19 protein-coding genes, 1 tRNA gene and 1 pseudogene are annotated in these 23,215 nt (G+C 66.2%); 11 read left to right on the top strand and 10 right to left on the bottom strand.

Annotated elements, in window-relative coordinates:
• Positions 1-68: 68 nt before the first annotated feature.
• Complete coding sequence (locus RPIT_RS08855) at positions 69-272, top strand: hypothetical protein (protein WP_077342427.1); 204 nt, start codon at positions 69-71, stop codon at positions 270-272.
• An 85-nt stretch (positions 273-357) separates the two neighbouring features.
• Here the strand turns inward: RPIT_RS08855 and pepN are convergent, their stop codons facing one another.
• Positions 358-2,940 (bottom strand): aminopeptidase N, encoded by a 2,583-nt coding sequence (gene pepN, locus RPIT_RS08850; protein WP_077342425.1) that lies wholly within the window; start codon positions 2,938-2,940, stop codon positions 358-360.
• 358 nt (positions 2,941-3,298) lie between these two features.
• Between pepN and ligA the strand changes: the two genes are divergently transcribed.
• A complete protein-coding gene (ligA, locus tag RPIT_RS08845; RefSeq protein WP_077342423.1) occupies positions 3,299-5,383 on the top strand; it encodes an NAD-dependent DNA ligase LigA in 2,085 nt (694 codons plus the stop codon).
• Here ligA and RPIT_RS08840 read toward each other — a convergent pair.
• On the bottom strand, positions 5,372-6,601 hold the full coding sequence (locus tag RPIT_RS08840; protein WP_077342421.1) for a GNAT family N-acetyltransferase: 1,230 nt from the start codon (positions 6,599-6,601) through the stop codon (positions 5,372-5,374). The genes ligA and RPIT_RS08840 overlap by 12 nt on opposite strands.
• 50 nt (positions 6,602-6,651) lie before the next feature.
• Between RPIT_RS08840 and RPIT_RS08835 the strand changes: the two genes are divergently transcribed.
• The gene (locus RPIT_RS08835) at positions 6,652-7,098 is read left to right on the top strand and encodes a ribose-5-phosphate isomerase (protein ID WP_077342419.1); all 447 of its coding nucleotides are present in this window, start codon (positions 6,652-6,654) and stop codon (positions 7,096-7,098) included.
• Here the strand turns inward: RPIT_RS08835 and RPIT_RS15020 are convergent, their stop codons facing one another.
• Both RPIT_RS15020 and RPIT_RS15015 read right to left on the bottom strand, forming a co-directional pair.
• Positions 7,099-7,257, bottom strand: coding sequence for a hypothetical protein (locus RPIT_RS15020; RefSeq protein WP_157633349.1), 159 nt, complete (start codon positions 7,255-7,257; stop codon positions 7,099-7,101).
• A gap of 46 nt (positions 7,258-7,303) precedes the next feature.
• On the bottom strand, positions 7,304-7,450 hold the full coding sequence (locus RPIT_RS15015) for a hypothetical protein (protein WP_157633348.1): 147 nt from the start codon (positions 7,448-7,450) through the stop codon (positions 7,304-7,306).
• 32 nt (positions 7,451-7,482) lie between these two features.
• On the opposite strand from RPIT_RS15015, the gene RPIT_RS08830 reads away from it, so the two are divergent.
• On the top strand, positions 7,483-8,304 hold the full coding sequence (locus tag RPIT_RS08830; protein ID WP_077342417.1) for an Fpg/Nei family DNA glycosylase: 822 nt from the start codon (positions 7,483-7,485) through the stop codon (positions 8,302-8,304).
• Positions 8,305-8,315: 11 nt separating this feature from the next.
• Complete coding sequence (locus RPIT_RS08825; protein WP_077342415.1) at positions 8,316-9,611, top strand: hypothetical protein; 1,296 nt, start codon at positions 8,316-8,318, stop codon at positions 9,609-9,611.
• 592 nt (positions 9,612-10,203) lie between these two features.
• On the opposite strand, the gene RPIT_RS08820 is transcribed toward RPIT_RS08825, so the two are convergent.
• The 6 genes from RPIT_RS08820 to RPIT_RS08795 form a co-directional block, all read right to left on the bottom strand.
• On the bottom strand, positions 10,204-11,865 hold the full coding sequence (locus RPIT_RS08820) for an alcohol dehydrogenase catalytic domain-containing protein (protein ID WP_226996241.1): 1,662 nt from the start codon (positions 11,863-11,865) through the stop codon (positions 10,204-10,206).
• Between the two features lie 113 nt (positions 11,866-11,978).
• On the bottom strand, positions 11,979-13,157 hold the full coding sequence (locus RPIT_RS08815) for a FecR family protein (RefSeq protein WP_077342413.1): 1,179 nt from the start codon (positions 13,155-13,157) through the stop codon (positions 11,979-11,981).
• A 59-nt stretch (positions 13,158-13,216) separates the two neighbouring features.
• Positions 13,217-14,524 (bottom strand): MFS transporter, encoded by a 1,308-nt coding sequence (locus RPIT_RS08810; RefSeq protein WP_077342411.1) that lies wholly within the window; start codon positions 14,522-14,524, stop codon positions 13,217-13,219.
• A gap of 236 nt (positions 14,525-14,760) precedes the next feature.
• Positions 14,761-14,836: transfer RNA gene (locus tag RPIT_RS08805), tRNA-Pro, on the bottom strand.
• A 24-nt stretch (positions 14,837-14,860) separates the two neighbouring features.
• Positions 14,861-15,826: a glutaminase A gene (gene glsA, locus RPIT_RS08800; RefSeq protein WP_162274526.1), complete on the bottom strand. Its 966-nt coding sequence runs from the start codon at positions 15,824-15,826 to the stop codon at positions 14,861-14,863.
• Between the two features lie 340 nt (positions 15,827-16,166).
• Positions 16,167-17,279 (bottom strand): ROK family protein, encoded by a 1,113-nt coding sequence (locus RPIT_RS08795; protein WP_077342407.1) that lies wholly within the window; start codon positions 17,277-17,279, stop codon positions 16,167-16,169.
• A gap of 6 nt (positions 17,280-17,285) precedes the next feature.
• Between RPIT_RS08795 and RPIT_RS15730 the strand changes: the two are divergent.
• The 6 genes and pseudogenes from RPIT_RS15730 to RPIT_RS16220 form a co-directional block, all read left to right on the top strand.
• A pseudogene (locus RPIT_RS15730) lies at positions 17,286-18,068 on the top strand (glycoside hydrolase family 36 N-terminal domain-containing protein); the annotation flags it as partial.
• Positions 18,066-19,505 carry an alpha-galactosidase gene (locus RPIT_RS15725; RefSeq protein WP_335755116.1) on the top strand — a complete coding sequence of 480 codons (1,440 nt, stop codon included), beginning with the start codon at positions 18,066-18,068 and terminating at the stop codon, positions 19,503-19,505. The pseudogene RPIT_RS15730 and the gene RPIT_RS15725, both read left to right, overlap by 3 nt.
• 29 nt (positions 19,506-19,534) lie before the next feature.
• Positions 19,535-20,821: an ABC transporter substrate-binding protein gene (locus tag RPIT_RS08785; RefSeq protein ID WP_077342405.1), complete on the top strand. Its 1,287-nt coding sequence runs from the start codon at positions 19,535-19,537 to the stop codon at positions 20,819-20,821.
• Between the two features lie 49 nt (positions 20,822-20,870).
• Positions 20,871-21,758, top strand: a complete 888-nt coding sequence (locus RPIT_RS08780) for a carbohydrate ABC transporter permease (RefSeq protein WP_218121610.1) — start codon at positions 20,871-20,873, stop codon at positions 21,756-21,758.
• A complete protein-coding gene (locus RPIT_RS08775) occupies positions 21,758-22,645 on the top strand; it encodes a carbohydrate ABC transporter permease (protein ID WP_077342401.1) in 888 nt (295 codons plus the stop codon). Before RPIT_RS08780 ends, RPIT_RS08775 begins: the two co-directional genes overlap by 1 nt.
• 82 nt (positions 22,646-22,727) lie before the next feature.
• On the top strand, positions 22,728-23,111 hold the full coding sequence (locus RPIT_RS16220; protein ID WP_077342399.1) for an alpha-amylase family glycosyl hydrolase: 384 nt from the start codon (positions 22,728-22,730) through the stop codon (positions 23,109-23,111).
• Positions 23,112-23,215: the final 104 nt, after the last annotated feature.

The following is a 23,215-nucleotide window of genomic DNA, read 5'->3' as shown; positions in this document are numbered from 1 at the left end:
GCACACCTCCCGATGTCGCCCATGAATCTAGCGCAACCCGAAGTGCCCGATCGGCTAGAGTTCCGTCCATGAACGTGGCTCTGCTTGAGGTGCTCCCCGGATGGCCGGAGGCGCAGACATTGTCCGATGTCGAGATGATCCTGCTGATGGTCGTGGGACCGCTGGCCTTCGGGGCCGTTGTGTCACTCATGGTGTTCGGTCCGAAGATGGCCAGGCGGGGCCGTGGCGATGCCGCCACGTCCACCGAGGTGGAGCGAGTCGAACAGCGGTAACCGAACGCCGTCACCGACGGCAGACGCGCAAAAAGAGGCGGGCAACCCAGCATGGGTCGCCCGCCTCTTGCGCGTGCAGTTCGGCTCAGCCTCGGCTGCGATCCTGAGCGCGAAGCGCGCGCCTCGCCTCGTCAAGACGCTCCGTCACACTGCGACGGACCTGCTCGCTCGGATTGTTGTCCTCCAGCCAGGCCTCCACCGTCGTGATGAGGGCGGCATCGGCGATGGGGGAGGGGAACAGCCAGCGGAGCGCGGTGCCGATCGTGGCGTAGCCGCGCTCGGCCCAGATCCCCTCGCGGCGCGAGATCCGCCCGAGCAGGTCCAGGTAGGCGGCCGGGTAGGGCTCGAGGATCTCGTCTTGCCCGTAGCGCCAGAACCCCATGCAGATCGCGCGGTGCGTCTCGTTGGGGACGTCGGCGCTGTCGGTGGCCAGTGACCAGGCCTGTGCCTTGGAGTCCTCGTCGGGCAGTGCGGCCGCGGCGCCCGCGGCCTGTTCGGCCCCGGCGTTCGTCTTGTCGCGCTCGAGCTCCGCGGCGATGCCGTCAGCGTCGATGGCGCCGAGCTTCGCCAGCGCGGCGGTGATCGCCCACCTGATACCCGTGTCGACAGCCAGACCAGCGGGCACTTCCTCGTCGTTCAGCCAACCCTTGAGGAGCGCCACGCCCTCGTCGGAGCGGACAGCTGAGATCAGCGCCTTGGCGATGAGCACCTGCTTGTCGGACCCGGCGTCGGCACCCTTGAGTAGCTTCGCCAACCCCGCCACCAGGCGTGCGTTGACCTCGGCGCGGAGCTCCGGTGCCGTGAAGGCGAGGCAGGCCGTCCCCGCCTGGTTGAGCAGCGTCGACACCGCCGCCATGTCGTGCTCGGACGGAAGGCCCGCCAGGACCAGGCGCATGAACTCCTGCGCAGGTAGTTCGGCGTCGCGGGTCATCTCCCAGAAGGAGGTCCAGACGACGGCGCGTGCGAGCGGATCGTGCAGGCCGTCGATGTGCTCGACGAGCGTGGCAGAGGAGTGGTCGTCGAGGCGAACCTTCGCGTACGTGAGGTCGCCGTCGTTGAGTAGGACCACATCGCCCTTCTGGACTCCGACCAGCCCTTCGATGGGCGTCCGTTCCCCGGTCACGTCCACCTCGGCGTAGTGGTGGCGGGTCAGCGACTCGCCGTCGAGGGAGTACAGGCCGATGCCGAGGCGGTGGGTGCGTAGCGTCGGCCATCCCTCCGGGGCGGTCTGCACGACCTCGAACCGGGTGAACGCCCCGTCGTCGTCCACGTCGAAGTCGGCCGCCAGGGTGTTGACGCCGGCGGTCTCGAGCCACTCGGCGGAGAACCAGCTGAGGTCGCGGCCAGACGCCGCCTCCAGCTCCACGAGGAGATCGCGGAGTTCGGTGTTGCCGAAGGCGTGCTTGCGGAAGTACTCGCCGACGCCCGCGACGAACGGCTCCAGCCCGACGAAAGAGACCAGGAGCTTGAGGACGGAGGCGCCCTTGGCGTACGTGATGCCGTCGAAGTTCTGTTCGACCTTCTCGAGGTCGCTCATGTCGGCGGCGATGGGGTGCGTGGTGGACAGCTGGTCCTGCAGGTAGGCCCAGGCCTTGCGCTCGTTGCTGAACGAGGCCCACGGGTTCGCGCCCGTGTCGTAGCGCGCAGCGATCTCGTCGTTGGCGAAGTGGGAGGCCCACTCGGCGAAGGACTCGTTCAGCCACAGATCGTTCCACCATCGCATGGTGACGAGATCGCCGAACCACATGTGGGCGAGCTCGTGAAGGATGGTGTTGTCGCGGGCATCGAGCTCGCGGGAGGTGACCCGCGATCGGAACAGGTACTCGTCGCGGAACGTGACACAGCCCGCGTTCTCCATGGCGCCTGCGTTGAACTCGGGGACGAAGATCTGATCGTAGGTGCCGAAGGCGTAGGGGACGCCGAACGCACCCTCGAACACCTCGAAGCCGCGCTGAGTGGTGGTGAAGATGCGCTCGTGGTCGAGGTGCTCCACCAGCGACTGGCGGCAGGCGACCGAAGCCGGAAGCTCCCCGGCTGCGGACTGGATGGTGCCTCGCTCGACGTGGAACTCGCCCGCCACGAGAGCGGTGATGTAGGTCGACATCGGGGGGGTGACCTCGTGCTCGAAGCGGCCGAAGCCGTCGCCGATGTCCTCCGGATCCACACTGGCGGCGTTGGTGAATACCACCCAGTGTTGCGGAGCGAGCACGGTCAGCTGGAACGTGGCCTTCTGGTCCGGCTGCTCGAGGTTCGCGTACATGCGCCGGGCGTCGGCCGTCTCGAACTGGGTGTAGAGGTAGACCTTGTCGTCTGCGGGGTCGATGAACCTGTGCAGGCCCTCGCCGGAGTTCGAGTAGCGGCACACGGCCTCCACTGTGATCTCGTGGGTGCCCTCGGAGAGATGGGGCACTGGCAGCCGGAAGCCGTCGAACCCGGCGGTGTCGAACTCATCGCCGTCAAGGTTGGCGCGGCGGATCTCGTCGGCGATGAGGTCGAGATGGATCTCCCCTCCGCGGGACTCCAGCGTGACGGTGGAGGTGGAGAGGAACTGGCGGGTGGGCTCCGCGACGTCGCGGCCGGTGAGGTCGACAAGGACCCGGTAGGCCTGGGTGTCGACGATCTGCGATCGGCTCGCAGCCTCGTCGCGGGTGATGTTCGCGGTAGCCATGTGAATGCCTTCGTTGTTCGGCCGCCGAAATCTCCCGGCGGCGCAGGTTGTCGCGCCTATTGTTCTACGGTTTGCCAAACAGCGGTGGGATTTCGACGCTGGTCCGTGGGGTTCCGCCCCGTTGGCGGCTTCGATCATGGCCGCGAGGGGGCCGGATTGCGGTTGGCCAGACGCTTGGCCCTCACGTTCGTCCTGAAGATTTGACGTGCCAGGGCTCACACAGCCCTCTAGGCGCATTTTCTCAGGGTGAATCAGTGTGGAACGGCAGCGGCCGCCCCGACGACCCGGTGGAGCGTGCTGGGCCCCGGCGAGGTCGAGGTTCAAGCCTCTGCCCTGCGTCGTGTGGAACCATTGCTGCATGACTGAGCATCCCAGTGCGGAGTCCGGCGTCACGTCACCGGAGCTGCGTCGTCGGTGGACGGAACTCAACGCGCTCCTGACCGAGGCCCAGGAGGCGTACTACGGGGCCGACGCACCAACGATGGACGACGCTGCCTATGACGCGGCAATGCTGGAGCTGATTGCTCTGGAAGAGGCGCACCCGTCACTGGTAACTCCCGACTCGGTGACGCAACGGGTCGGGCAGGCGCAGATCACGGACTTCAGCCCCGTGGAGCACAGGGTTCGGATGCTGAGCCTCGACAACGTCTTCAGCGACGAGGAGTTGGAGGCGTGGCTGGCCCGGACGCCGGCCGAGCGCTACCTCTGTGAGCTGAAGATCGACGGGCTGGCGGTCAACCTGCTCTACCTCGACGGCCGCCTCAGCGTCGCGGCCACGCGCGGCGATTCTCGGGTCGGGGAGGACGTGACCCCCAACGTCCGGACGATCTCAGGCGTACCGCACCGATTGAACGGCGACGCTCCGGCCGTGTTGGAGGTGCGCGGCGAAGTGTTCCTACCGCTCGTGGGATTCGAGGAGCTCAACGCCTCCCTCGTTGCCGCCGGCAAGTCACCCTTTGCCAACCCGCGCAACGCCGCCGCGGGCTCGCTCCGGCAGAAGAACCCCGCCATCAGCGCGGAGCGTCCCCTGCGGATGCTGGTCCACGGGGTGGGCGCAGTGGAGGGCGCGGCGTTCGAGAGCCAGAGCGAGGCCTATGAACGGCTGCGGGAGTGGGGGCTCCCGGTGCCGGATACGTTCCGGATCGTCGAAACGCCGGGGGACGTCGCCCAGTTCGTGCGTTACTACGGCGAGCACAGGCACGGTCTCCTGCACGAGATCGACGGCATCGTCATCAAGGTTGACGACATGAGCGAGCAGCGCCGGCTCGGCTCCACGTCGCGCGCGCCCCGCTGGGCGATCGCCTTCAAGTACCCGCCCGAGGAGGTCAACACCAAACTCCTGGACATCCAGGTCAACGTGGGTCGCACGGGCCGGGTCACCCCGTTCGGGGTGATGGAGCCGATCTTCGTCAGCGGCTCGACGGTCGAGATGGCGACTCTCCACAATGGCTTCGAAGTCAAGCGCAAGGGGCTGCTCATCGGGGACACAGTGGTGCTCCGCAAGGCGGGTGACGTGATCCCGGAGATCGTCGCGCCGGTGGCGGCACTGCGTGACGGCTCGGAGCGTGAGTTCGTGATGCCGACCCACTGCCCCTCGTGCGGGACCGAGCTCGCCCCTGAGAAGGAGGGCGACAAGGACATCCGCTGCCCGAACTCCCGCTCCTGTCCGAGTCAGCTCCGCGAAAGACTGTTCAGCCTGGCCTCCCGCAGCGGCTTCGACATCGAGGCACTGGGCTGGGAGGGCGCCGGAGCGTTGCTCTCCTCCGGCGTCCTCACCGACGAGTCGGGACTGTTCGATCTCACCGCCGAGGATCTGCTGAGCACCGACTTCTACACCCGGTCGGGCAAAGACGGACGCACACTCTCCGCCAACGGTGAGAAGCTGCTGGCCAACCTGGAGGCGGCGAAGGAACAACCCCTGTGGCGCGTGCTCGTCGCCCTCTCGATCCGGCACGTCGGGCCGACCGCCGCCCGGTCGCTGGCCCAGCGGTTCGGCACTCTCGACGCGATCCGCTCAGCCTCCCTGGAGGAACTCGCGTCGGCCGACGGCGTGGGCACCGTCATCGCAGAGTCGGTGCTCAGCTGGTTCGAGGTGGACTGGCACCGTTCCATCGTCGAGGCCTGGGCAGCAGCTGGGGTCCGCATGGCCGACGAGGTCGACGAGTCGATGCCGCGGACGTTGGAGGGGCTGACCGTGGTCGTCACCGGGTCGCTCGAGGGCTTCACGCGCGACGGCGCGAAGGAGGCGATCCTCGCCAGAGGGGGCAAGGCCGCCGGGTCGGTCAGCAAGAACACGGACTTCGTCGTGGTCGGAGCCAGCGCCGGCTCGAAGGCTGCCAAGGCAGAGCAGCTCGGTCTGCCGATCCTCGACGAGGAGGGTTTCGTCCGACTGCTCGCCGAAGGCCCCGCGGCTGTGTCGTCGGGCAGCGGCTCAGAAGATTGACGCGCTGATCCCCGGCTCCTCGCGGGCGAACAGCCTCGCCACCCTCGCCAGGCCCTCAGGGGTTCCCTGGGCCCGCCCGGCGGAGGCCAGTTCTTTCGGGCCCTGCAGCGCGCTGTAGATCGGGGCGAGGGAGTCCAGGGGCAGGGTGGCGTCAGGCTCCCGCGAGGTGGTCTCCACGTCCGGCTGACCGCCCGCGACGCGAATGCGGTAGGTGAAGGTGTTGTCGTCGAGCGGATCGACCACTCGGATGGTCGCTTCGCCGTCGCCTTCGTACGACCGGCTGGCGAGCGCGCGCTCGACGTCGACGATGCGGACCCACAGCGTGTCGAACTCCTTGACCACCGAGACGGAGCGGCGGTCCGTGACGGCCCACGGGAGCGGGTGCCTCACATCGAAGCAGTGGCGCCAGACCACCTTGTCATGGGTCTCCAGCAGGGCGACGAACCGGATGATCTCCAGCTCGGCGCGGTGGGAGAGCCCCAGCAGGTCCCGGATCTCGACGTGGTCGTCCCGGACGACGATCACCGCGGCCGCATCGGCGTGGCCGTCGTCGTCGAGGTGGATGATGTGGCGGTCGTGGCGCGCTGTCTGCGTGGCCCAGTCGAACCCGGGCTGCCAGTAGTGGTGGTGGCGGGTGATCGACCAGAACTGTTCCGCGTGCCACCGCTCGAACAGGCTCCGCCGTACGGCAGAGGCGTCGTCCCCGGTCGCGAAGACGCACGATCCCGACGGCTGGCTGATCAGACCGAATGAGTGACCGGTATTGATCTCGATCCGCCTTGAGTCTGCGGTGACCCCGAATCCGAACCGTCCGTAGAGGCGGGTGTCGGTCGCGGTGAGCGCGGCGAAGACGTCGCCCCGTTCGCGTGCCTCGTTGAGATCCGTGGTCATCATCTGCTGCATGATCCCTCGCCGCCGGTGGCTGGCGGCCACCGTCACGTCGGTGATGCAGTTGGTTGGAGCGAGTTCGGTGCCCGTGTTGATGGTGCCCGGGAAGGAGGCGAAGGTCCCCACCGGCACGCTGGCCAGGCCGAAGGGGCGATCAGGATCGAAGACACCACGGAGTCGGGCGCCGTCATGACGGATCGCCTCGTGCCATCTGGCCCAGCCGTCGGCGGTGATCGGGGCCTCGTGAAATCCGTCGCGCATCGCCACGGCGTAGGCGCGTAGTTCAGCGGTCAGTTCGTCGGTCACGGGGATGGTGCGCATCTCGTGCATTCCCGAGACTCTAACAGCGGCGGGCAGTGCGGCTGGTGGATAATCGGCGCATGCGAGTTCACATTGCCACGGACCATGCCGGGTACGAGTTGAAGAACTACCTCGTCGATCGACTCCGTGAGGCGGGTCACGACGTCGTCGACCACGGGGCCCACTCGTACGACGCTCAGGATGACTACCCGCCGTTGATCATTCCGGCGGCCGAGGCGGTCGTCGCGGAGCCCGGGTCGCTGGGGATCGTGCTGGGAGGTTCCGGCAACGGCGAGCAGATTGCGGCGAACAAGGTGCGTGGGATCCGCGCGGCGCTCGCGACGAATGTGGACTTGGCGAAGCTCGCGCGCGAGCACAACGACGCCAACGTGATCTCCCTTGGCGGCAGGATGCAGAGCCTCGAGGAGTCCTACGCCATCGTCGAGGCGTTCCTCGAGACGCCCTTCTCCGGGGAGGAGCGGCACCAGCGCCGCATCGACCTGCTCGCTGAATACGAGGGCCGCTAGTCAGTCTTTGGCTGCGCCTTGGCGACGGGACTCGTGCACCCTCGCCCGCCGGGCCTTCTTCTGGACTGCGATCATGCGCGGAAGCACGAGGTTGGCGGCAGCTCTGTCATTGAGCTGATTCACCGTCTCCCGCTGATCGCTCGTCTCGAAATGAACCATATTTTTGAGCATATAGTCCGAAATGCCCTGCGGCTAGTCCGAAAGGCTACTTTTCGCCGGACCTCCGCTCACGAGTCATGCGCGACTCGGGCTGATCCCGGCGGGGCAGAAGCCGTGCACGAAGGGCGCGCTCACGGTCCACGAGGCCGGAGACGCCGTCTCTGCCGAACTCCCGTCGCTGGTCCTCGCTCATGCGCCCATGCTACGCGGCGGTATCTTGGGCGGATGCCTGAGGGTCACGTCATCCACCGCCTAGCCAGCGCGCTCACCAGTGAGTTCGGGGGCAAGCCCGTCTCCGTCTCCTCCCCGCAGGGCCGGTTCGAGGCCGCTCAGCTCCTCGACGGCGCCATCCTTGACCGGGCGGAGGCGGTGGGCAAGCATCTCTTCGTCGAATTCGCCGGCGACCGCGTGGTGCACATTCATCTCGGGCTCATCGGGAAACTACGCATCGAACCGTGGGGCCCCGTTCGGGGCCAGGTTCGCCTGCGCATTCATGATGGTCGCGTGACGGCCGACCTCACGGGGCCGCAATGGTGTCGTCTCATCACGCCGGATGAGCGCGACGCCGTGATGGCGGCCAGCGGACCGGACCCTTTGCGCCCCGACGCTGACCCCGACCGAGGCTTCGCCAGGCTTCATCGCTCGGGGAAGTCCGTGGCTGCGCTGCTGATGGATCAACGTGTCGCGGCCGGGGTGGGCAACATCTTCCGTGCCGAGGTCCTGTTCCGGCACCGGCTCGCGCCGACGACGCCCGGCAGCCGGATCGATGCCAGAACTTGGCGCGTCCTGTGGGACGACCTCGTGGGACTTATGAACTACGCCGTCGAGCACGGCCGCATCGACACGGTGCGTGACGTCCACGGCCCCGATGCCCAGGGTCGCGACCCCCGCGCGGACCGCCACGGCGGTGAGGTCTACGTGTATCGCCGGGCCGGCCAACCGTGCCTCGTGTGCGGCACTGAGGTGCGTACGGCGGTGGTCGAAGGCCGGAACCTCTACTGGTGCCCGCGGTGTCAGCGCAGGCGGACCGTCGGTCGGGGACAGTAGGCTGCTGGGCCATGAGCGTTGAGTTGACCGGTGGGGTGCGCCAGGAGTTCGAAACCCGGCCGACCTCGACGGGGTTCGAACTGACGGGGCACTCCGCTCTCAGGCTCTTGTCGGTGGACTTCGCAGAGGGGTGGTCTCATCCGAGCCCGCTGGTCGATGCGGCGGGTGTGCGCCTCGAACACGACACCGGCATCACGGCAAGCGTGGTGATCCGCTCAGGACAGCGGCTTCGACTGGAGGTAACCCTGGAGTCGGCGCTGGACGAGGTGGTGTCCGTCCCCGGCCCGACGCTGAGGTTCGAGGGCGAGCGGCCGGCGGTGGCGTGGCTGGCCGGCGCATCCGGTGAGGTCGTCCTCCCGTCCGCCTCCGGCCCCGGACTCCTGACCCAGCGCCGGGGGGTCACATCGCCCGCGGATGCGGGGCGCGCTCACCTCTTCGAGGCTGAGCCGTGGCTGCGTCCGCGCCAGATCCTGTCGTCGGCCTGGACGTACGAGACCTACGACGGGGATATCTTCGACGTGCCCGTCGAGCAGTCCTGGCTCCCGTGGTCCCGCTACGTGCCCCGCGGCGACGCGGTCGAGATCAGCATGCCCGACGGGAGAGTCTCGGCGAGCGATGGAGTGGAGGTCATTGAGCAGGAGGGAGAGTTCCTGCTGACCCCGCCCGGTGGCCCTGCGGAGGCGCACGTGTGGACCAGCTCCGGCCAGACGACCATCGAGATCGGATCCTTCGACTCCGTCGCGGCGTTGCGCTCACAGGCCGTTGCGTCACGAGCCGGCCTCTACGCGGACGCCGTCTGCTACCTCATCGCCCGGCAGCTGACCGAATCGTGGACCCACGAGGAGATGCTGGACGCCCTCGACCGTGCGTTGGGAGACCTGTTGGAGCAGCCCACTGCCTGGGCTGCCTGTGCGGCGTCGATCGCGACCAGGCTCGGCCTGCCCCTGGCCGGTGAGGCGGCCGAGGCAGCCACCAAGGTGCTCGGGCACCCCACTCCGGACGACGTGATCCTGCTCGCCACGCACGGCCTCGCACCGGTGGAGCTGACGTCGGGGGGCTGGCCGATCGGCGACTTCGGGCGAGTTGGACTCGAGGCGGTGGCACGGATCGGCTACGGCCGCATCTCGACGGATGGGCCGCCTCTGCGCGGCCGGGATGTGGCGATCGCCAAGATCTTCGCCGCCGGGCTGGGGGAGTCTGAGCGAGGGCTCCGCATCGCGGCCTACGCGCAGGCTGCGGAGAACAGATTGCTCACCCACCTCACCGCCAACCCGAACCCCGAACACCTGGCCTGGCTGTCGCTGTGAGAGCTGTGTCGGGCCGTTGACCGTCGCGCGCGGAGCTGCACGGCCAGTCATCCCCCTCAACTGGAAGTGAGGTTCCTTCTCTACCCACTCTGAAAGGGTCAGTTAGGTGACACGTGCGACCATAGTGGCCGTACGTGTCGCTGAATGGCACCTTTCAGGACGTTCAGCCTTCCCTCACCCACGGTCCAGGAACGGGGGGGAAGCCGAGTAGCGGCCACAAGGGACGAGCGGCCTTGTATCAAAGGGCTCGCGAGTCGGCCGCTGCCCCTGGCCAACCGCCGGAAGCACTCAACGCCGACGCGAACACGCCGACGCCCACCGGCAGCACGAAACGCCAACAATCGCCGGGGCAATGCAAACCGGCATCCGGCGACGCCACCCAGACTCAGCGACGCCCGCGACATCTCACGGGCGTCGCTGAGTCTCGTCGGCGTATCGGCTTGTCTGGCGGCGTTTCGGGCTGCCGGTTGGCGTTTCGGGCTGCCGGTTGGCGTTTCGGGCTGCCGGTTGGCGTTTCGGGCTTCCCGTTGGCGTTTCGACCTGACGGGTGGCGTTTCCGCTGGGCGAGACGCCTGAGGGTCCGCCGTCGGTCCTACTTGGGGGCCGACGTCGGGTCGTCTCCAGCCAGAAGCGCCTTTTCGGCTTCCTTGGTCCAGAGCCCGTCGTTGAGTTTGGCGGCGACGTGGGGGAGTCTCTCGGGCATGTCGACCAGCCGGGTGAGGGGCAGATCGTGCAGCGAGGGGAACACCATGATCTTGCCGCCAGCGGTACGGTCCATGACCGAACCGATCGCGTCCTCAAATCCCGCCATGCCGGTGACTGCGTCGAGCGAGATGTGGGTGTCGATGATGCCCTCTTCGATCTTCCGCAGCACCGTGCGCATGTCCGAGACGTCCGAACCGGACGTCCCCAGCATGAAGATGCGTCGCTCGATGATCCCCTGCAGGTCGAACTCGCCCAGGGTGCCGGCAGGGATGCCGGCGAAGGCGTTGATGATGGCGCCCTCGGCGGCCAGGTCGACGGCCTGGGCAACCAGTGCCGGCACGGGCACCATGCAGCTGAGGTGCGTGTAGCCGCGCTCCAACGGGGACTCTGCGGTGTTGACGACGCGGAGGGGGACGCCACGCGTGTCAGCAACGGGGCCAACGATCGACTCCAAGTGGGCGAGTCGCTCGCTGCTGAGGTCGGTCGCGTCGACGGAGATGTCACGGAAGCCGGAGGTGATTGCACGCATCGTGTGCATCTGGCCCATCGGGCCCGCGGCCCCGATGATGGCCACCTTGTCGCCGTCGCGGAGTTCCCCCGTCTCGGGGATCCACGCATAGCCCTCTGCCGGGTCGGCACCTGTCGTGCCGCAGAACCGGATGAAGTCGTAGTGCACGCGGCCGATGTCCAGTGACACCTTGCGGTCGATCGTCTCGCCATTGAGCACCACGCACAGGACTGCGCGGGTACCCAGCAGGCCGGCGGCCGACTCGATGACGTCGGCGTCTGAGCCGTAGTAGACGATGTCGTCGAACGTCCGACCCTCAAGGTCGCTGACGCCTGCCCCATCCACCTGGACAGTTTCGGCCGCTTCACCCTTGGCCACCAGTGCGGCGAGCCCGGGCGTTTCGCCGTCGGAAATCACCAGAAGGTGGCCGCCGGGGAGCACATGGTTGCGTTCCTTCCAGGCGTACGAGCCCTCAACGGTTGCCCAGGGTTCGATGAGTCCCACCGCGGCGGCGGAGGGGCCGTCGGAGACGTGGATGAGGAATTCCTCTCCGTCGGGGGACACGACGCAGCGCTCGTCGACGACGACGTACTCCTGGAGCGCGCCGTCGAAGTTGTAGCCGAACGCGCCGTTGGACTTCGGTGTGCGCAGGTGTTTCCAGTCCGCTTGAACGAGCACCCGGTCTCCCACCGCGAAGTGTTCCACCGCGTCGCCGACGGCGACGATCCGCGCGACCGGCTCGTGGCCGGGGGTGACAGGAGCCGAGCCGGGATGGTAGCTCGGGATCTCGTCGAGCGCGCCCGGGTCGATGCCGGAGATAACCTCGGCCTTCCGCGGGTGGCTGTCGAAAGCGTGGAGCAGCTTTGTGTCGCTGAAGCAGATCCCGCAGGCTTCGACCTTGAGCAGCATCTGGGTGGGACCGACCGGATCGACCGGCTTCTCCGTGTTGTGGACAATCTGGTCCACGCCGGTGAACTGGATGGCGTGCTGTGTGGTCGGAATCTGCGTCACGGTGCCCTCTTTCATGAGATCAGCAATCACGCCCCATTCTCCCGCACCTGGGCCGCGCCCGGGGAGACCCAACAGACTTGGACAGCATGGCCGGTGAGTCGGGGCGAGCCGAAGCAGTGCCTGCGTCGGGATGACGTCACTCCTCAGTCGCGGGCGACCTCCAAGGCCCCGTCGTTGGTGCCGCCGGTGGCACCGCAGCTGCCTGGATCGGAGCTCGCGTTTATCGACTTTGCCTCTCCCGTGGCCTTGGTCACGACGTACGCGTCGTCCACCACGGCTGCCTCGTCCGCGGTCCAGGTCCAGGTGATGGTGGTGTCGTACTGGCCGGTGTCATCCGAGCACGGGGGATAGGTGGACTGGTAGGAGTAGCTGACCTGCTGGCCGTCGTAGCTCATCGGCAGCTCGGCGGTCAACGTTTCTGTCCCCATTCCGTACGTCGTGGTGCCGACACCGACGCAGGGAAAACCCGTCGTGCAGTCGACGCCGAACGTGTAGGTGCGATCCGCAACGTCGCCAACCGGGAAGCTCCCGCAATCGGTACCCGTGCAGGCGGTAACCGTGCGGGTACCGCTCATGGTGCCCACCCACGAGGCGAACTTCGGCCCCAGGTTCTCTGCCAGGGTGAGTGCGTCGGGGGCACCCTCGATCTCGGTGGCATCCGCGTCGGCCGCCGCCTTGAGGAACTCGTGGGCGAAGGTCGTGTCGTAGCCTGCGGGCGTCGGCTGCCCCCCGGCAGTCAGCGCGAGAGCCTGTCCTGCAGCGACGGTCGCGCCGTCGACGTCCACCGCTCCCTCCAACACCGCAAGGTGGCACCCACCTCCAGAGCATCCTGCGGCGAAGGCGGTGCCCTGTGCCGTCACCACCGCCGATCCCACGCTGAGGGCGAACTGCCCTGCGGACTGCGGGGCCACCCGGACCCAGGACAGGCCCTCGGAGAGCGTCCCGCGGGTCTCGCCCTCACCGAGCGTGAAGGTGGACCCGGCGTCGAGGCGGACCACAGAGCCGTCGGGGTACTGGAGCGCCACGGGGCCAGCCGTGACTTCGACCACCGATCCGGCCATCAGCTCGGCACCGGCCGCGCCAGGCGCGCCGTCGAGCGTGGAGGTGCCAGCAGTCGCCAGGACCGCAAACGCGGCCGGTGGGGTTGGGCTCGGCTCGGGCGCGGGCTCCGTCGCCGGCTCCTCGCTGGGAGAGGGCTCCGCCTCGACGGCGGCAGTCGAGGAGACGCCGCTCTCAGGCGTTGGAGCCTCGGTCTCAGTGCCCCCACAGGCGGTCAAGGCCAGAGCCAGCGCAAGACAGGAAGAGGTGAGAATTCGTCGCATGCTAACCCCCGTCGTGGCCGAATTCGATGGCGAATCCTGACACGCCGCGGGCGCCCTTGTCAAGGGTTGGTTGGCACTGTCGGCGTGGTTGCCGTGGGGGCGTCGTCGTGGGTGGTCACCCACATGAGTCCGGCGACCAGAATGCCCAGGATGAGGAGCCCGGAAGTGAGGAGGAAGGGCCAGCTGCGGTCCATGCCCGACAGCCATCCGCTGATCCAGCCAAACGGCGCCGTGACCAGCATCACGCAGGTCCGCTGGATCGCCATCACGCGGGACCGCTCGTCCCGGTCGACATGGAGCGCGACGAGCGACTCGGCCAACATGAACAGCATCGCCCCGCCGAAGGCGTCCAGCACCAGGCACCCGCCGAGCAACGCGTAGGTGCTGAGCTGCGCCTCGCCGTCCGGCACCGGAGTCGCCACGAGGAGTGCCTGGCCGGCGAGGTAGACGGCGAACCCGATGAGGGTGGGGGTCCTCAGCTGTTTCGAGTGGGTGAGCAGGGGGATCAGCGTGAAGTAGAAGAGCAGGGACAGCAGGGAGCGCACCATCGGGAAGAAGGGCAGCAGCGCGTCGGGCACGCTGAGCCGCTGGTTGATGGCGAGTTGCCAGAAGGTGGCGTTGACCAGCGCCACCGCACCGACGATGGCGGCGATGGAGAGGGAGAAGAGGGTCCCCTTGGACCGCACGATGAGGCCCAGGACGCCGCGGTATTCGGAGAGGGAGCGCCAGATGCTGACGCCCTTGGTCTGAGCCATGCGGACGCGGCCGGTGGCGGTCTCCGTGCTGTAGCGGAAGAGCAGCCAGATCTTCAGCGTCATGATCAGGGCCGCGTTGGCGTAGAGAATCCGGACGGCGATCTCGAGCCCGAAGCCTGACACGAGAAAGGCGGCGATGGGAGCGAAGAGGGCGGAGAATTCCCCGGCCGCCTTGACCAGCGCGTACACCCTGGGGATCTCGGCGCGGTCGACGTCCTCCACGAGCAGGCAGTCCCACGAATTCTGGGTGACCTGCCACGCTCCGTTGATGACCGAGGCGGCGAGAAACCACCAGAAGTTCTGCGCCAGCGCCCAGACGACGCAGGGTATGACCCAGGCGATGATGTCGAAGGCAGCGGTGGTCATGCGTCGCCCGAGCTTGTCGGTGATCACGCCGCTGAGCAGACCGAAGATCACCTGCGACAGGATCGAGATGGTGGCTAACAATCCGATCTGTTCGTCGCGCACGCCCAACTCGAGCATGAACACCGAGGCATACGGAAGGACCAGCATCATCGACAGGCCCCACAGCGGCTCCGTGTAGACCGAGGCGCGGCCGTTGCCGCGCAGGTCGATCAGGGTTCGGATCATGGGGTTGCGGACGCGTGGCACCGCCCAAGTCAACCCCTGCCTTGACGTCCATGTCCAATGGCAGTTCGCGTGTTGTGAACTGTCACCTGCTTCGGGAGACATCCACCCAATCAGAAGTGGCCTAGGTCAGGCGGGGGCACCTCTCACGGTCCACCGGTCCACGCTGCACCATCGAGGTAGTCATTCGGTGGCACCGTTGGCACAGGCATGGATCCGGAGGTGGAGCATCCAGATGACTTTGTGGCCGACGGAGAAGATGGTCGGGGCGACAGGACTCGAACCTGCGGTCTCCTGCTCCCAAAGCAGGCGCGCTAGCCACTACGCTACGCCCCGGTGCCCTGCCGGGCCGTAGGGAGTCTACTTCATCTCAGAGGCCTCCCAATCCACCTCCGGCTCGGGTCGACCATCGAGGAGATGAAGCCCCAGCTTCATCGCCACCTGCCGGACGAGCTCTCGGCCGCGGACGCTCGTGCCATGCCCGTCCAAGCGCGGAGACCAGGCCGCCACTCCCAGAGAACCGGGTGCCACCGCGAGGATGCCGCCTGCGACGCCGCTCTTGGCCGGGATGCCGACGCCGGAGACCCAGTCGCCCGCGTCGTCATACATGCCGCAGGTGAGCATCACGCTGAGCGTCTGGCGGACGACGTCGGGGCTGAAGATCTGCTCGCCGGTCACGGGTTGCGTGCCGCAATTGGCGAGCGTCGCCCCCATCATGGCGAGGTCGACGGCGGTGACCCGGATGGCGCACTGCCGGGTGTAGCCGGCCACGACGTCGTGCGGATCGTCGGGCAGGTCGTTCTCGGCCCGGAGCAGATGGGCGATCGCCAGATTGCGGTGTCCCGCGCGCAATTCCTCCTCGAAGACCGTCTCGTCGACGCTGAGCTGGCGCCCTGCCAGCCGCGAGAACAGGTCGAGGACCAGTGCCGAGCGTTCATCCTGATCGCCACCAGGGAGCAGCGAGTGGACGACGAGCGCGCCGGCGTTGATCATGGGGTTGTCCGGCCGCCCGCTGGAATCCTCGACGGAGATGACGTGGTACGCCTCGCCGGAGGGCTCGACGTCGACGAACTCGTGGACCTTCTCGTGGCCGAGCTCCTCTAGCACGTAGGCGTAGGCGATCGCCTTGGAAATGGACTGGATGGTGAACTCGTCGCCGACGTCTCCAGCGCTGACAACGTCGCCCTCGCAGTTCGCCACCGCGACTGCGCAGCGTTCTGGATCGCCGCTCGACATGGACGGGGGCTCGGCCATCGGTTCACCGCGGCGAACCTCGCGGAGGCGGTCGGTCTGAGAGGCGAGAAATGAATGGAGCGGCAGCGGCATGCTCGCAGCATAGAGACGGAACTGCCCGGCGCGCAGGGCGGCCGGGGGGCCCACTGCGGGTGCACTTGCGGCCCTGCTCATCACAGGAATCCACTCCCTTCAGATTGGACGCGCACTCGTGCTCGCCATTGCTGGCCTACAACAGAAACCACAGCAAGGCTCAACCCAGAAGGCCCGAGAGCGGGCAGATCCAAAACCTCAACCGCGACACAGACGCTGAAACACTCCAGTTCGGCTGGCTGCACACATCTCCTGCAACGCCACGACCCGTCACCCAGCCCATTCCATCGTCGAACTCCATGTGCAGGGGGGATGCATGGTGGATGGCACGGGCGGGATATCAGCGCAGATCGAGTCGTCTGAGCGAGGATTGGATCGCCACCACGGCCGCCCCTCGTGCCCATGCTCCGAAGCCGGAGTCATCGACGTGCAGGGTCACGGCGCTGGCGAGCGGGTCGCGGTGGTCGAGGATTGTGGCGCGTACGGTTTCCTCCACGAGTTGGAAGAGGGCGATGCCTTCGCCAGCAAGGATTACCTCGGATTGCAGTGACAAGTTTGCTGCCAGCGCGATGAATCGGCCGAGTGCCTGACCGCTGGCCTCGATGACGGCCCGCACCGCTGGCTCGTCCTGTGCGAGTGCGTATGCCTCGTCTCGATCGACGGCGCATCCCAGTGCTGTTGATGCGGCCTTGGCGATGAATTCATCTGTCAGCATGGCTTGGGCGCATCCGATGTGGCCTTCATGGCATCGCGGACCTGCCGCCGATAGCGGTATGTGGGCGGCAGGGCCGAGTCCTGCGTCGTGGGAGCGAGCCACCATGTTGTTGGCCGCGAGTGCGTACCCGATGCCGGCGCCGATCGTGATGATGACGAACCCGGGAAGGTCTTTGCCCAGTCCGAACCACCGTTCTGCCTCAGCCAGTGCCACCAGATCGTTCTCAAGGACGACGGGCATGCCGAGCGCTTGTTCCAGCATGTCTTGGAGGGGAATATCCTGCCATTCCAGGAATGGTGCACGTCCGACGACTCCATTTGACACCGAACCGCCCAAGCTCACTCCCAAGGCGGCGATGCGTGGCACGTCGAGCTTGGCGACGGCTTCGGCGACCGCGGACACCACGGTGCTAGGGGAGTGGCCTTGCAAGGTCACGTCGTAATTGTCGAGTGAGTTGGCGCGCACATCTGTCGCCACGCTGTGGACCATGTCGCCCGTGATTTTGACCCCGGCGTAGAAGGGTAAACCGCGACCGATGTCCAACGGTTTGATGGGCCGGCCAACCAAGCCGTCTGGCGCCTCCTTCAGCTCCACCAGCAGACCGCGGGCCAGGAATGGTTTGGTGAGACGGGTCAGGCTTCCTGCGGACAACCCCAAGCGACTGCTCAGGGACTGGCGGGTGATTGGGCCGTGGAGCAGTACCGCTTCTGCCAAGGCAGCCTCGCTGTCGGTCAGCATGCTGGTATGTCCTGTCTCACTCGTGGCCCTTGGTTCCGTGATAAAAAGTATTCCATGTCAACGGAGATCACACAGGCCCCGGTGGTGCGACCCACCATCTTGCCCCTGACCGACGGCGTGATCCACCTCCGCCGTGGTGGGACCAGTGTCGTCGTGGACGTTCATGCGTTGGATGGACCGGTGATTGTGCACTGGGGTGTCGAACTCGACGACGTCCCAGAGCAACTGGCTTCTCTCGCTGCTGGAGCCACCCTGCAGCGGATCTCCGGCGGGTTGGACGAAACGGCTCGGCTGGGGATGCTCGCCACACCGGCCCATGGCTGGTTGGGAACCCCGGGAATCGACGGCCACGGGGAACGGGGATCGAGCCTGCGCTTCAGCGTCACCGACATCGGCGTGGAGGACCATGAGGCGACTCTGCTGCTGAGCGATGTGGAGACGGGACTCACCGCGACACTCGAGCTTCGCCTCGGCGCCTCCGGCCTGTTCCATCAGCGCATCACGGTCCGCAACGTCTCCGAGGACGATTTCACACTCACCTCTCTACAGGCGGCGTTTCCCGTTCCTTGGGATGCCACGGAATTGGTGGAGACCACCGGCCGGCATCTGCGGGAACGCTCCGCGCAGCGCCACGGGTTCACGTTCGGGACCCACCTGTGAGAGAGCCGTCGAGGACGCCCGGGGGCTGATGCGACGCTGTTGCTGACGGCAGGGCGTCCCGGTTTCGGTTTCGAGCGGGGACGTGTCCACGGCATCCACGTGGCGTGGAGCGGAAACCACCGCGTCATGGCCGAGCGGGTCACCACCGGTGAGGCGTTCCTTGCCGGTGGTGAATTGCTGCTGCCTGGTGAGGGCGTCCTGGCGCCCGGCGAGTCAATGTCTACGCCGTGGGTGATGGGTTCGTGGGGCGATGGTTTGAGCGAGCTGTCGCACCGTTTCCACGATGAGTGGCGCGCCCGTCCGCAGCATCCGCGACGTCCCCGTCCCGTCACTCTCAACACGTGGGAAGCCGTCTATTTCGACCACGACCTCGGCAAACTGACGGAACTGGCGGATGTTGCGGCCTCCGTGGGAGTTGAGCGCTTCGTCTTGGATGACGGCTGGTTCAACGGCCGTCGCGACGACACTGCAGGCCTTGGGGACTGGTTCGTGGACGAGCAGGTGTGGCCCGAGGGCCTCCACCCACTGGTGGAGCACGTGCACGCCGCAGGAATGGAGTTTGGTTTGTGGGTGGAACCAGAAATGGTGAACCCCGACAGCGATCTGGCGCGAAAGCACCCGGAGTGGATATTGCAGGCCAGGCAGGATCTCCCGCCCTCTGGGCGCCTGCAGCAGGTGCTCAACCTGGCACACCCTAACGCGTACGCCTTCATCGCGGGCCGGCTCCACGCCCTTCTCGAGGAATACCCGATCAGCTATCTGAAGTGGGACCACAACAGGGACCTCGTCGACGCCGGATCCGGGCCCGGTGGCCGGAACATGGTCCATAACCACACCCTGGCGCTGTACCGCCTGCTGGATGAACTCAAACAGGCCCACCCCACACTGGAAATCGAGAGCTGCGCATCCGGTGGGGCACGAGTGGACCTTGGCATCCTCGATCGCACAGACCGAATCTGGACCAGCGACTGCCTGGACCCGCTGGAGCGGCTCGAGAACCAGAAGTACACCAGCCTACTGGTGCCCCCGGAGATGATGGGCATGCACCTGACCAGCCCGGTTGTGCACTCCACAAGACGTACCGTGTCGCTGAACTTGAGCGCGGCCGTCGCCCTGTTCGGACACTTCGGCATCGAATGGGACCTCACCCAAACCGACCACACCACCCGCGCCAGCATCGCCGAGTGGGTCAGCTTCGCCAAGGACATCCGCGACCTCGTGGCCACCGGCCGCACGGTCTTCGGCGACGGCACCGACCCCGGACTCGACGTGCGGGGCATGGTCGCAGCCGACAAATCCCGCGCCATCTACGCCGTGACACAAATCACCACCACCATCACCAGCCCTCCGGCCCCCATCACCCTCCCAGGACTCAACCCGCACATCAACTACCGTGTGCGAATCATCCACCCGGGCGGGCAGGACCCCCAACCCGGTCAGTCACCCCTGGCCTGGGACCGCCAAGAGAGCGTCCTGAACGGACACATCCTCTCCACCATCGGGCTGCGCCCACCGGTGCAGTACCCCCAGCAGGCCACGATCATCGAGGCCCTGCACACCATTTGATTCACACCCTGAGCGCAAGGAGGCGCATAGTGAAATCAAGACGCAAAGGAAAGAAACAGGCCATCAGCGCCCTGCTGGCGGCGGCCTTGGCACTCGCCCTGGCGGGATGCTCCCCCGACGCCGGCGACGATGTCGTGACGCTGAGCTTCCTACAGTTCAAAGGCGAAGCGAGACAACAGTTCGACACCATCATCGACGAGTTTGAGGCCGCCAATCCGGACATCCGCGTAGTCCAGAACCAGGTTGCCGACGCCGACACCACGATTCGCACACTGCTGGTGAAGGACCGGGCGCCCGACGTGATGACACTGAATGCCAACGGCGGCTTCGGGAGGCTCGCCACAGCGGGAGTCTTCCACGACTTCACGGGTGACCCAGTGCTCGAGACCACCAACCCTGCGGTGCAGGAAATCCTCGCTGACCTTGGCAACAAGCAGGGCGAGGTGAACTCGCTGGGTTACGTCAACAACGCCAATGGCATCATCTACAACACCGAAATCTTCGAGCAACAGGGACTGGAAATCCCTGAGACCTGGGAGGAGTTGTTCACGGTCTGCGAAAAGCTGCAGGCCGCCGGAATCACACCGTTCTACGGCACCCTGGCCGACAGCTGGACCGTACTGCCCTCCTTCAACGCCATCGGCGCCTACGCAGCCCAGGATGGGTTCTTCGACAAGATGCGGGCAGCCGGCAGAGAGGTCGGGCCCGACTCTGCCGTGTCGTTCCAGAAGGACTTCGACGAGGTACTCCAGCGACAAGCAGAGCTGTTCGCCTACGCCCAGGACGGCTACCGCGGCAAGACCTACGATGACGGCAACGCCGCCTTCGCCCGCGGCGAGGTGGCCATGTACATGCAGGGCATCTGGGCGTTGGCACCCATCCAGGCCATCAACCCTGACATCGAGGCGGCCATCTTCCCCTACCCCGCGCTCAGCGACGTCCCCGAGGACCGTCTGCTCGTCACCGGCGTCGACGTGACCGTCACGATCGCCAAGGACACCCCCCACCTTGAAGAGGCGCTGCGATTCGTGCACTTCCTGTTTGAAGAAGACGTGATCGCCGAGTTCGCAGCGTCACAGAACATGGTGCCCTCTGTTATCGGCGCCGAGCTCAGCGACGACCCCGCACTGCAGTCAGTGGCCCCCTATTTCGATGACGGCCGTATCGCCGGCTTCATCGACCACCAGGTGCCCAGCAGCATCCCGCTGGACACGACGGTGCAGCAGGCACTATTCACCGGCGACGTTCCCTCCGCCCTTGCCACGCTCGACAACGAGTGGCGCAAGGTGGCGGCCCGCACGATCCAGGGAGACTGACATGACTACGACAACACAAACTCCGCAGCGCCCACCGGTAGCCGCGGCCATGCCACGCAAGAAAGCACCTCGTGGCATCGGCGGCGCATCCATCACCGCCTTTTACTGGATGGTGGTGCCAGCGGTTGCCGCTTTCGCCTTCTTCCACACCTTGCCGGTGCTGGTCGGTATGTTCTTCAGCTTCACCAACTACGCGGGCTACGGCGACTGGCGCTTCGTCGGGCTTTCCAACTACATCAACCTTTTCCGCGACGATCGGGCCATCGGCGCCTACCTGTTCTCCTTCGGGTTCGCGATCGTGGCCACCATTCTCACCAACGTCATCGCTCTGCTGATCGCCATGGGGCTCAACGCCAAGATCGTGGGACGCAACTTCTTCCGGGGAGTGTTCTTCATCCCCTACGTCCTGGCGATCCTCATCGTGGGCTACATTTTCCAGTACATGTTCTCCAACTCCTTGCCCAAGATCCTTGTCGGCATCCCGGTGTTTCGGGACAACATCCTGACCAACCCTGACTGGGCATGGACGGCCATCGTGGTGCTCGCGGTATGGCAAGCCTGCGCCTTCGCCATCATCATCTACCTGGCGGGATTGCAGACCATCCCGCAGGAGCTCTACGAGGCGGCGTCCCTGGACGGAGCCTCCGCAATGAGGCAGTTCCGCTCCATCACCTTCCCCCTCATCGGCGCCTTCTTCACCATCAACATGGTGCTGAGCCTCAAGGGCTTCCTCCAGGTCTTCGACCACATTGTCGCCCTGACCAACGGCGGGCCCGGCACGGCGACCGAATCCGTCACCCTCCTGATCTTCAAGGGCGGCTTCGCTGGCGGCGAATTCGCCTACCAGACCGCGAACGCCGTGATCTTCTTCATCGTCATCACCGTGGTATCGCTGGTGCAGTTCCGATTCCTCCAGAGCCGAGAGGCGGACTTCTGATGAGTACCGCAACACAGGACCCCACTATTCGACGTCGTCCCCGGAAGGCCAAAGGCTCCGACGCCGACACTCGCCGCACCAACTGGTGGGTCACCGCCTTCATCGCGGTCTGCTCGCTCACCGTCCTCGTACCGCTGTATCTGGCGGTGGTGGTCGCGCTGAAAACCCCGGACCAGCTCACCACCGGCACCGGCTTCGAATGGCCCACCGAAGTGAGATGGGAGAACTTCGCCGAGGCATGGGAGCGGACCAACTTCCCGCAAGCCATCACGAACACGGGACTCATCACCGTGTTCGCCCTCGTCTTCACCCTCCTGACCAACTCCTTGGTGGCCTACGCCCTGGCCAGGAACATGCACCGACGATTCTTCAAAGGCGTCTACTTCTACCTGCTCGCAGCACTGTTCATCCCCTTCCCCATCATCATGCTGCCGGTGGCGAAACAGACGGGCATGCTGCACCTTGACAACCAAGTCGGGTTGATCATCCTGTACACGGTGTTCGGTCTTAGCCTCAACGTCTTCATCTACACCGCCTACATCCGCTCCATCCCCATCGAACTCGAAGAGGCCGCACGGATGGACGGCGCCTCCACCTGGGGAGTGTTCTGGAGGGTGATCTTCCCGCTCCTCTCCCCGATGAACGCCACCGTCGGTATCCTGACGTGTGTCTGGGCCTGGAACGATTTCATCCTGCCCCTGGTGATCCTCACAGACCCTGCCGCGCGCACGCTGCCCTTGGCCAACTACGTATTCCAGGGACAGTTCAACACCGACTACACGGTCGCCTTCGCCTCCTACCTGATGGCGATGGCTCCCCTGATGCTGGTCTACGTGTTCTCACAGCGTTGGGTGATCTCCGGTGTGACTCGCGGCTCCGTGAAGTGAATCAACGCGGGTGGCGCGACGAGGCCGTCGCGCCACCCGCACCGCAATTCCTCCTCCCAAGTATTCGTTCCTCCCAGACCACATGACCGCCGCGCATCGCCAGAGCGACGCCGCCGAAGCCCGTCCGGACGACTGGTGGAGATCTGCTGTGGCCTACCAGATCTATCCCCGTTCCTTCAGCGACAGCAACGCAGACGGCATCGGCGACCTGCCCGGCATCCTGGCCAAGCTCGACTACCTTCAACACCCTGGCGTTGACGTGGTGTGGCTGTCGCCGGTGTACGTGTCCCCGCAGGACGACAACGGCCACGACATTGCTGACTGGCGCGGCCCATTCGGGCTGACCGTCGCTACGGCCTCGAAAGAGCCGGCCAGGACCGGCTGGCCTACAATAGAAACCACAGCAAGGCTCAACCCAACCCAGAAGGCCCGAATGTGGTCTGATCCAAAACCTCGACTGCGATAAGGACGCTGAAAGACTCCAGCTTCTCGTCGCACTCCCGATCATCGCCCTCCAACTCGGATGCAGCACCGCGACCATCCCCCCGGAAGTACCCCCAACGCACACCC

Origin of the sequence: Tessaracoccus flavus, from assembly GCF_001997295.1 — a bacterium.
In the GTDB taxonomy this organism is placed as follows: Bacteria; Actinomycetota; Actinomycetes; order Propionibacteriales; family Propionibacteriaceae; genus Arachnia; species Arachnia flava.
Note: the sequence above shows the minus strand (reverse complement) of the source record. Positions and strands in the feature narration are given on the sequence as shown.

Coding starts and splice junctions, on each gene's coding strand:
- RPIT_RS08855 (WP_077342427.1), top strand. CDS start 69: ATGAACGTGGCTCTGCTTGAGGTGCTCCCCGGATGGCCGGAGGCGCAG.
- pepN (WP_077342425.1), bottom strand. CDS start 2,940: ATGGCTACCGCGAACATCACCCGCGACGAGGCTGCGAGCCGATCGCAG.
- ligA (WP_077342423.1), top strand. CDS start 3,299: ATGACTGAGCATCCCAGTGCGGAGTCCGGCGTCACGTCACCGGAGCTG.
- RPIT_RS08840 (WP_077342421.1), bottom strand. CDS start 6,601: ATGCACGAGATGCGCACCATCCCCGTGACCGACGAACTGACCGCTGAA.
- RPIT_RS08835 (WP_077342419.1), top strand. CDS start 6,652: ATGCGAGTTCACATTGCCACGGACCATGCCGGGTACGAGTTGAAGAAC.
- RPIT_RS15020 (WP_157633349.1), bottom strand. CDS start 7,257: ATGGTTCATTTCGAGACGAGCGATCAGCGGGAGACGGTGAATCAGCTC.
- RPIT_RS15015 (WP_157633348.1), bottom strand. CDS start 7,450: ATGAGCGAGGACCAGCGACGGGAGTTCGGCAGAGACGGCGTCTCCGGC.
- RPIT_RS08830 (WP_077342417.1), top strand. CDS start 7,483: ATGCCTGAGGGTCACGTCATCCACCGCCTAGCCAGCGCGCTCACCAGT.
- RPIT_RS08825 (WP_077342415.1), top strand. CDS start 8,316: ATGAGCGTTGAGTTGACCGGTGGGGTGCGCCAGGAGTTCGAAACCCGG.
- RPIT_RS08815 (WP_077342413.1), bottom strand. CDS start 13,157: ATGCGACGAATTCTCACCTCTTCCTGTCTTGCGCTGGCTCTGGCCTTG.
- glsA (WP_162274526.1), bottom strand. CDS start 15,826: ATGCCGCTGCCGCTCCATTCATTTCTCGCCTCTCAGACCGACCGCCTC.
- RPIT_RS08795 (WP_077342407.1), bottom strand. CDS start 17,279: ATGCTGACCGACAGCGAGGCTGCCTTGGCAGAAGCGGTACTGCTCCAC.
- RPIT_RS15725 (WP_335755116.1), top strand. CDS start 18,066: ATGGCCGAGCGGGTCACCACCGGTGAGGCGTTCCTTGCCGGTGGTGAA.
- RPIT_RS08780 (WP_218121610.1), top strand. CDS start 20,871: ATGCCACGCAAGAAAGCACCTCGTGGCATCGGCGGCGCATCCATCACC.
- RPIT_RS08775 (WP_077342401.1), top strand. CDS start 21,758: ATGAGTACCGCAACACAGGACCCCACTATTCGACGTCGTCCCCGGAAG.
- RPIT_RS16220 (WP_077342399.1), top strand. CDS start 22,728: ATGACCGCCGCGCATCGCCAGAGCGACGCCGCCGAAGCCCGTCCGGAC.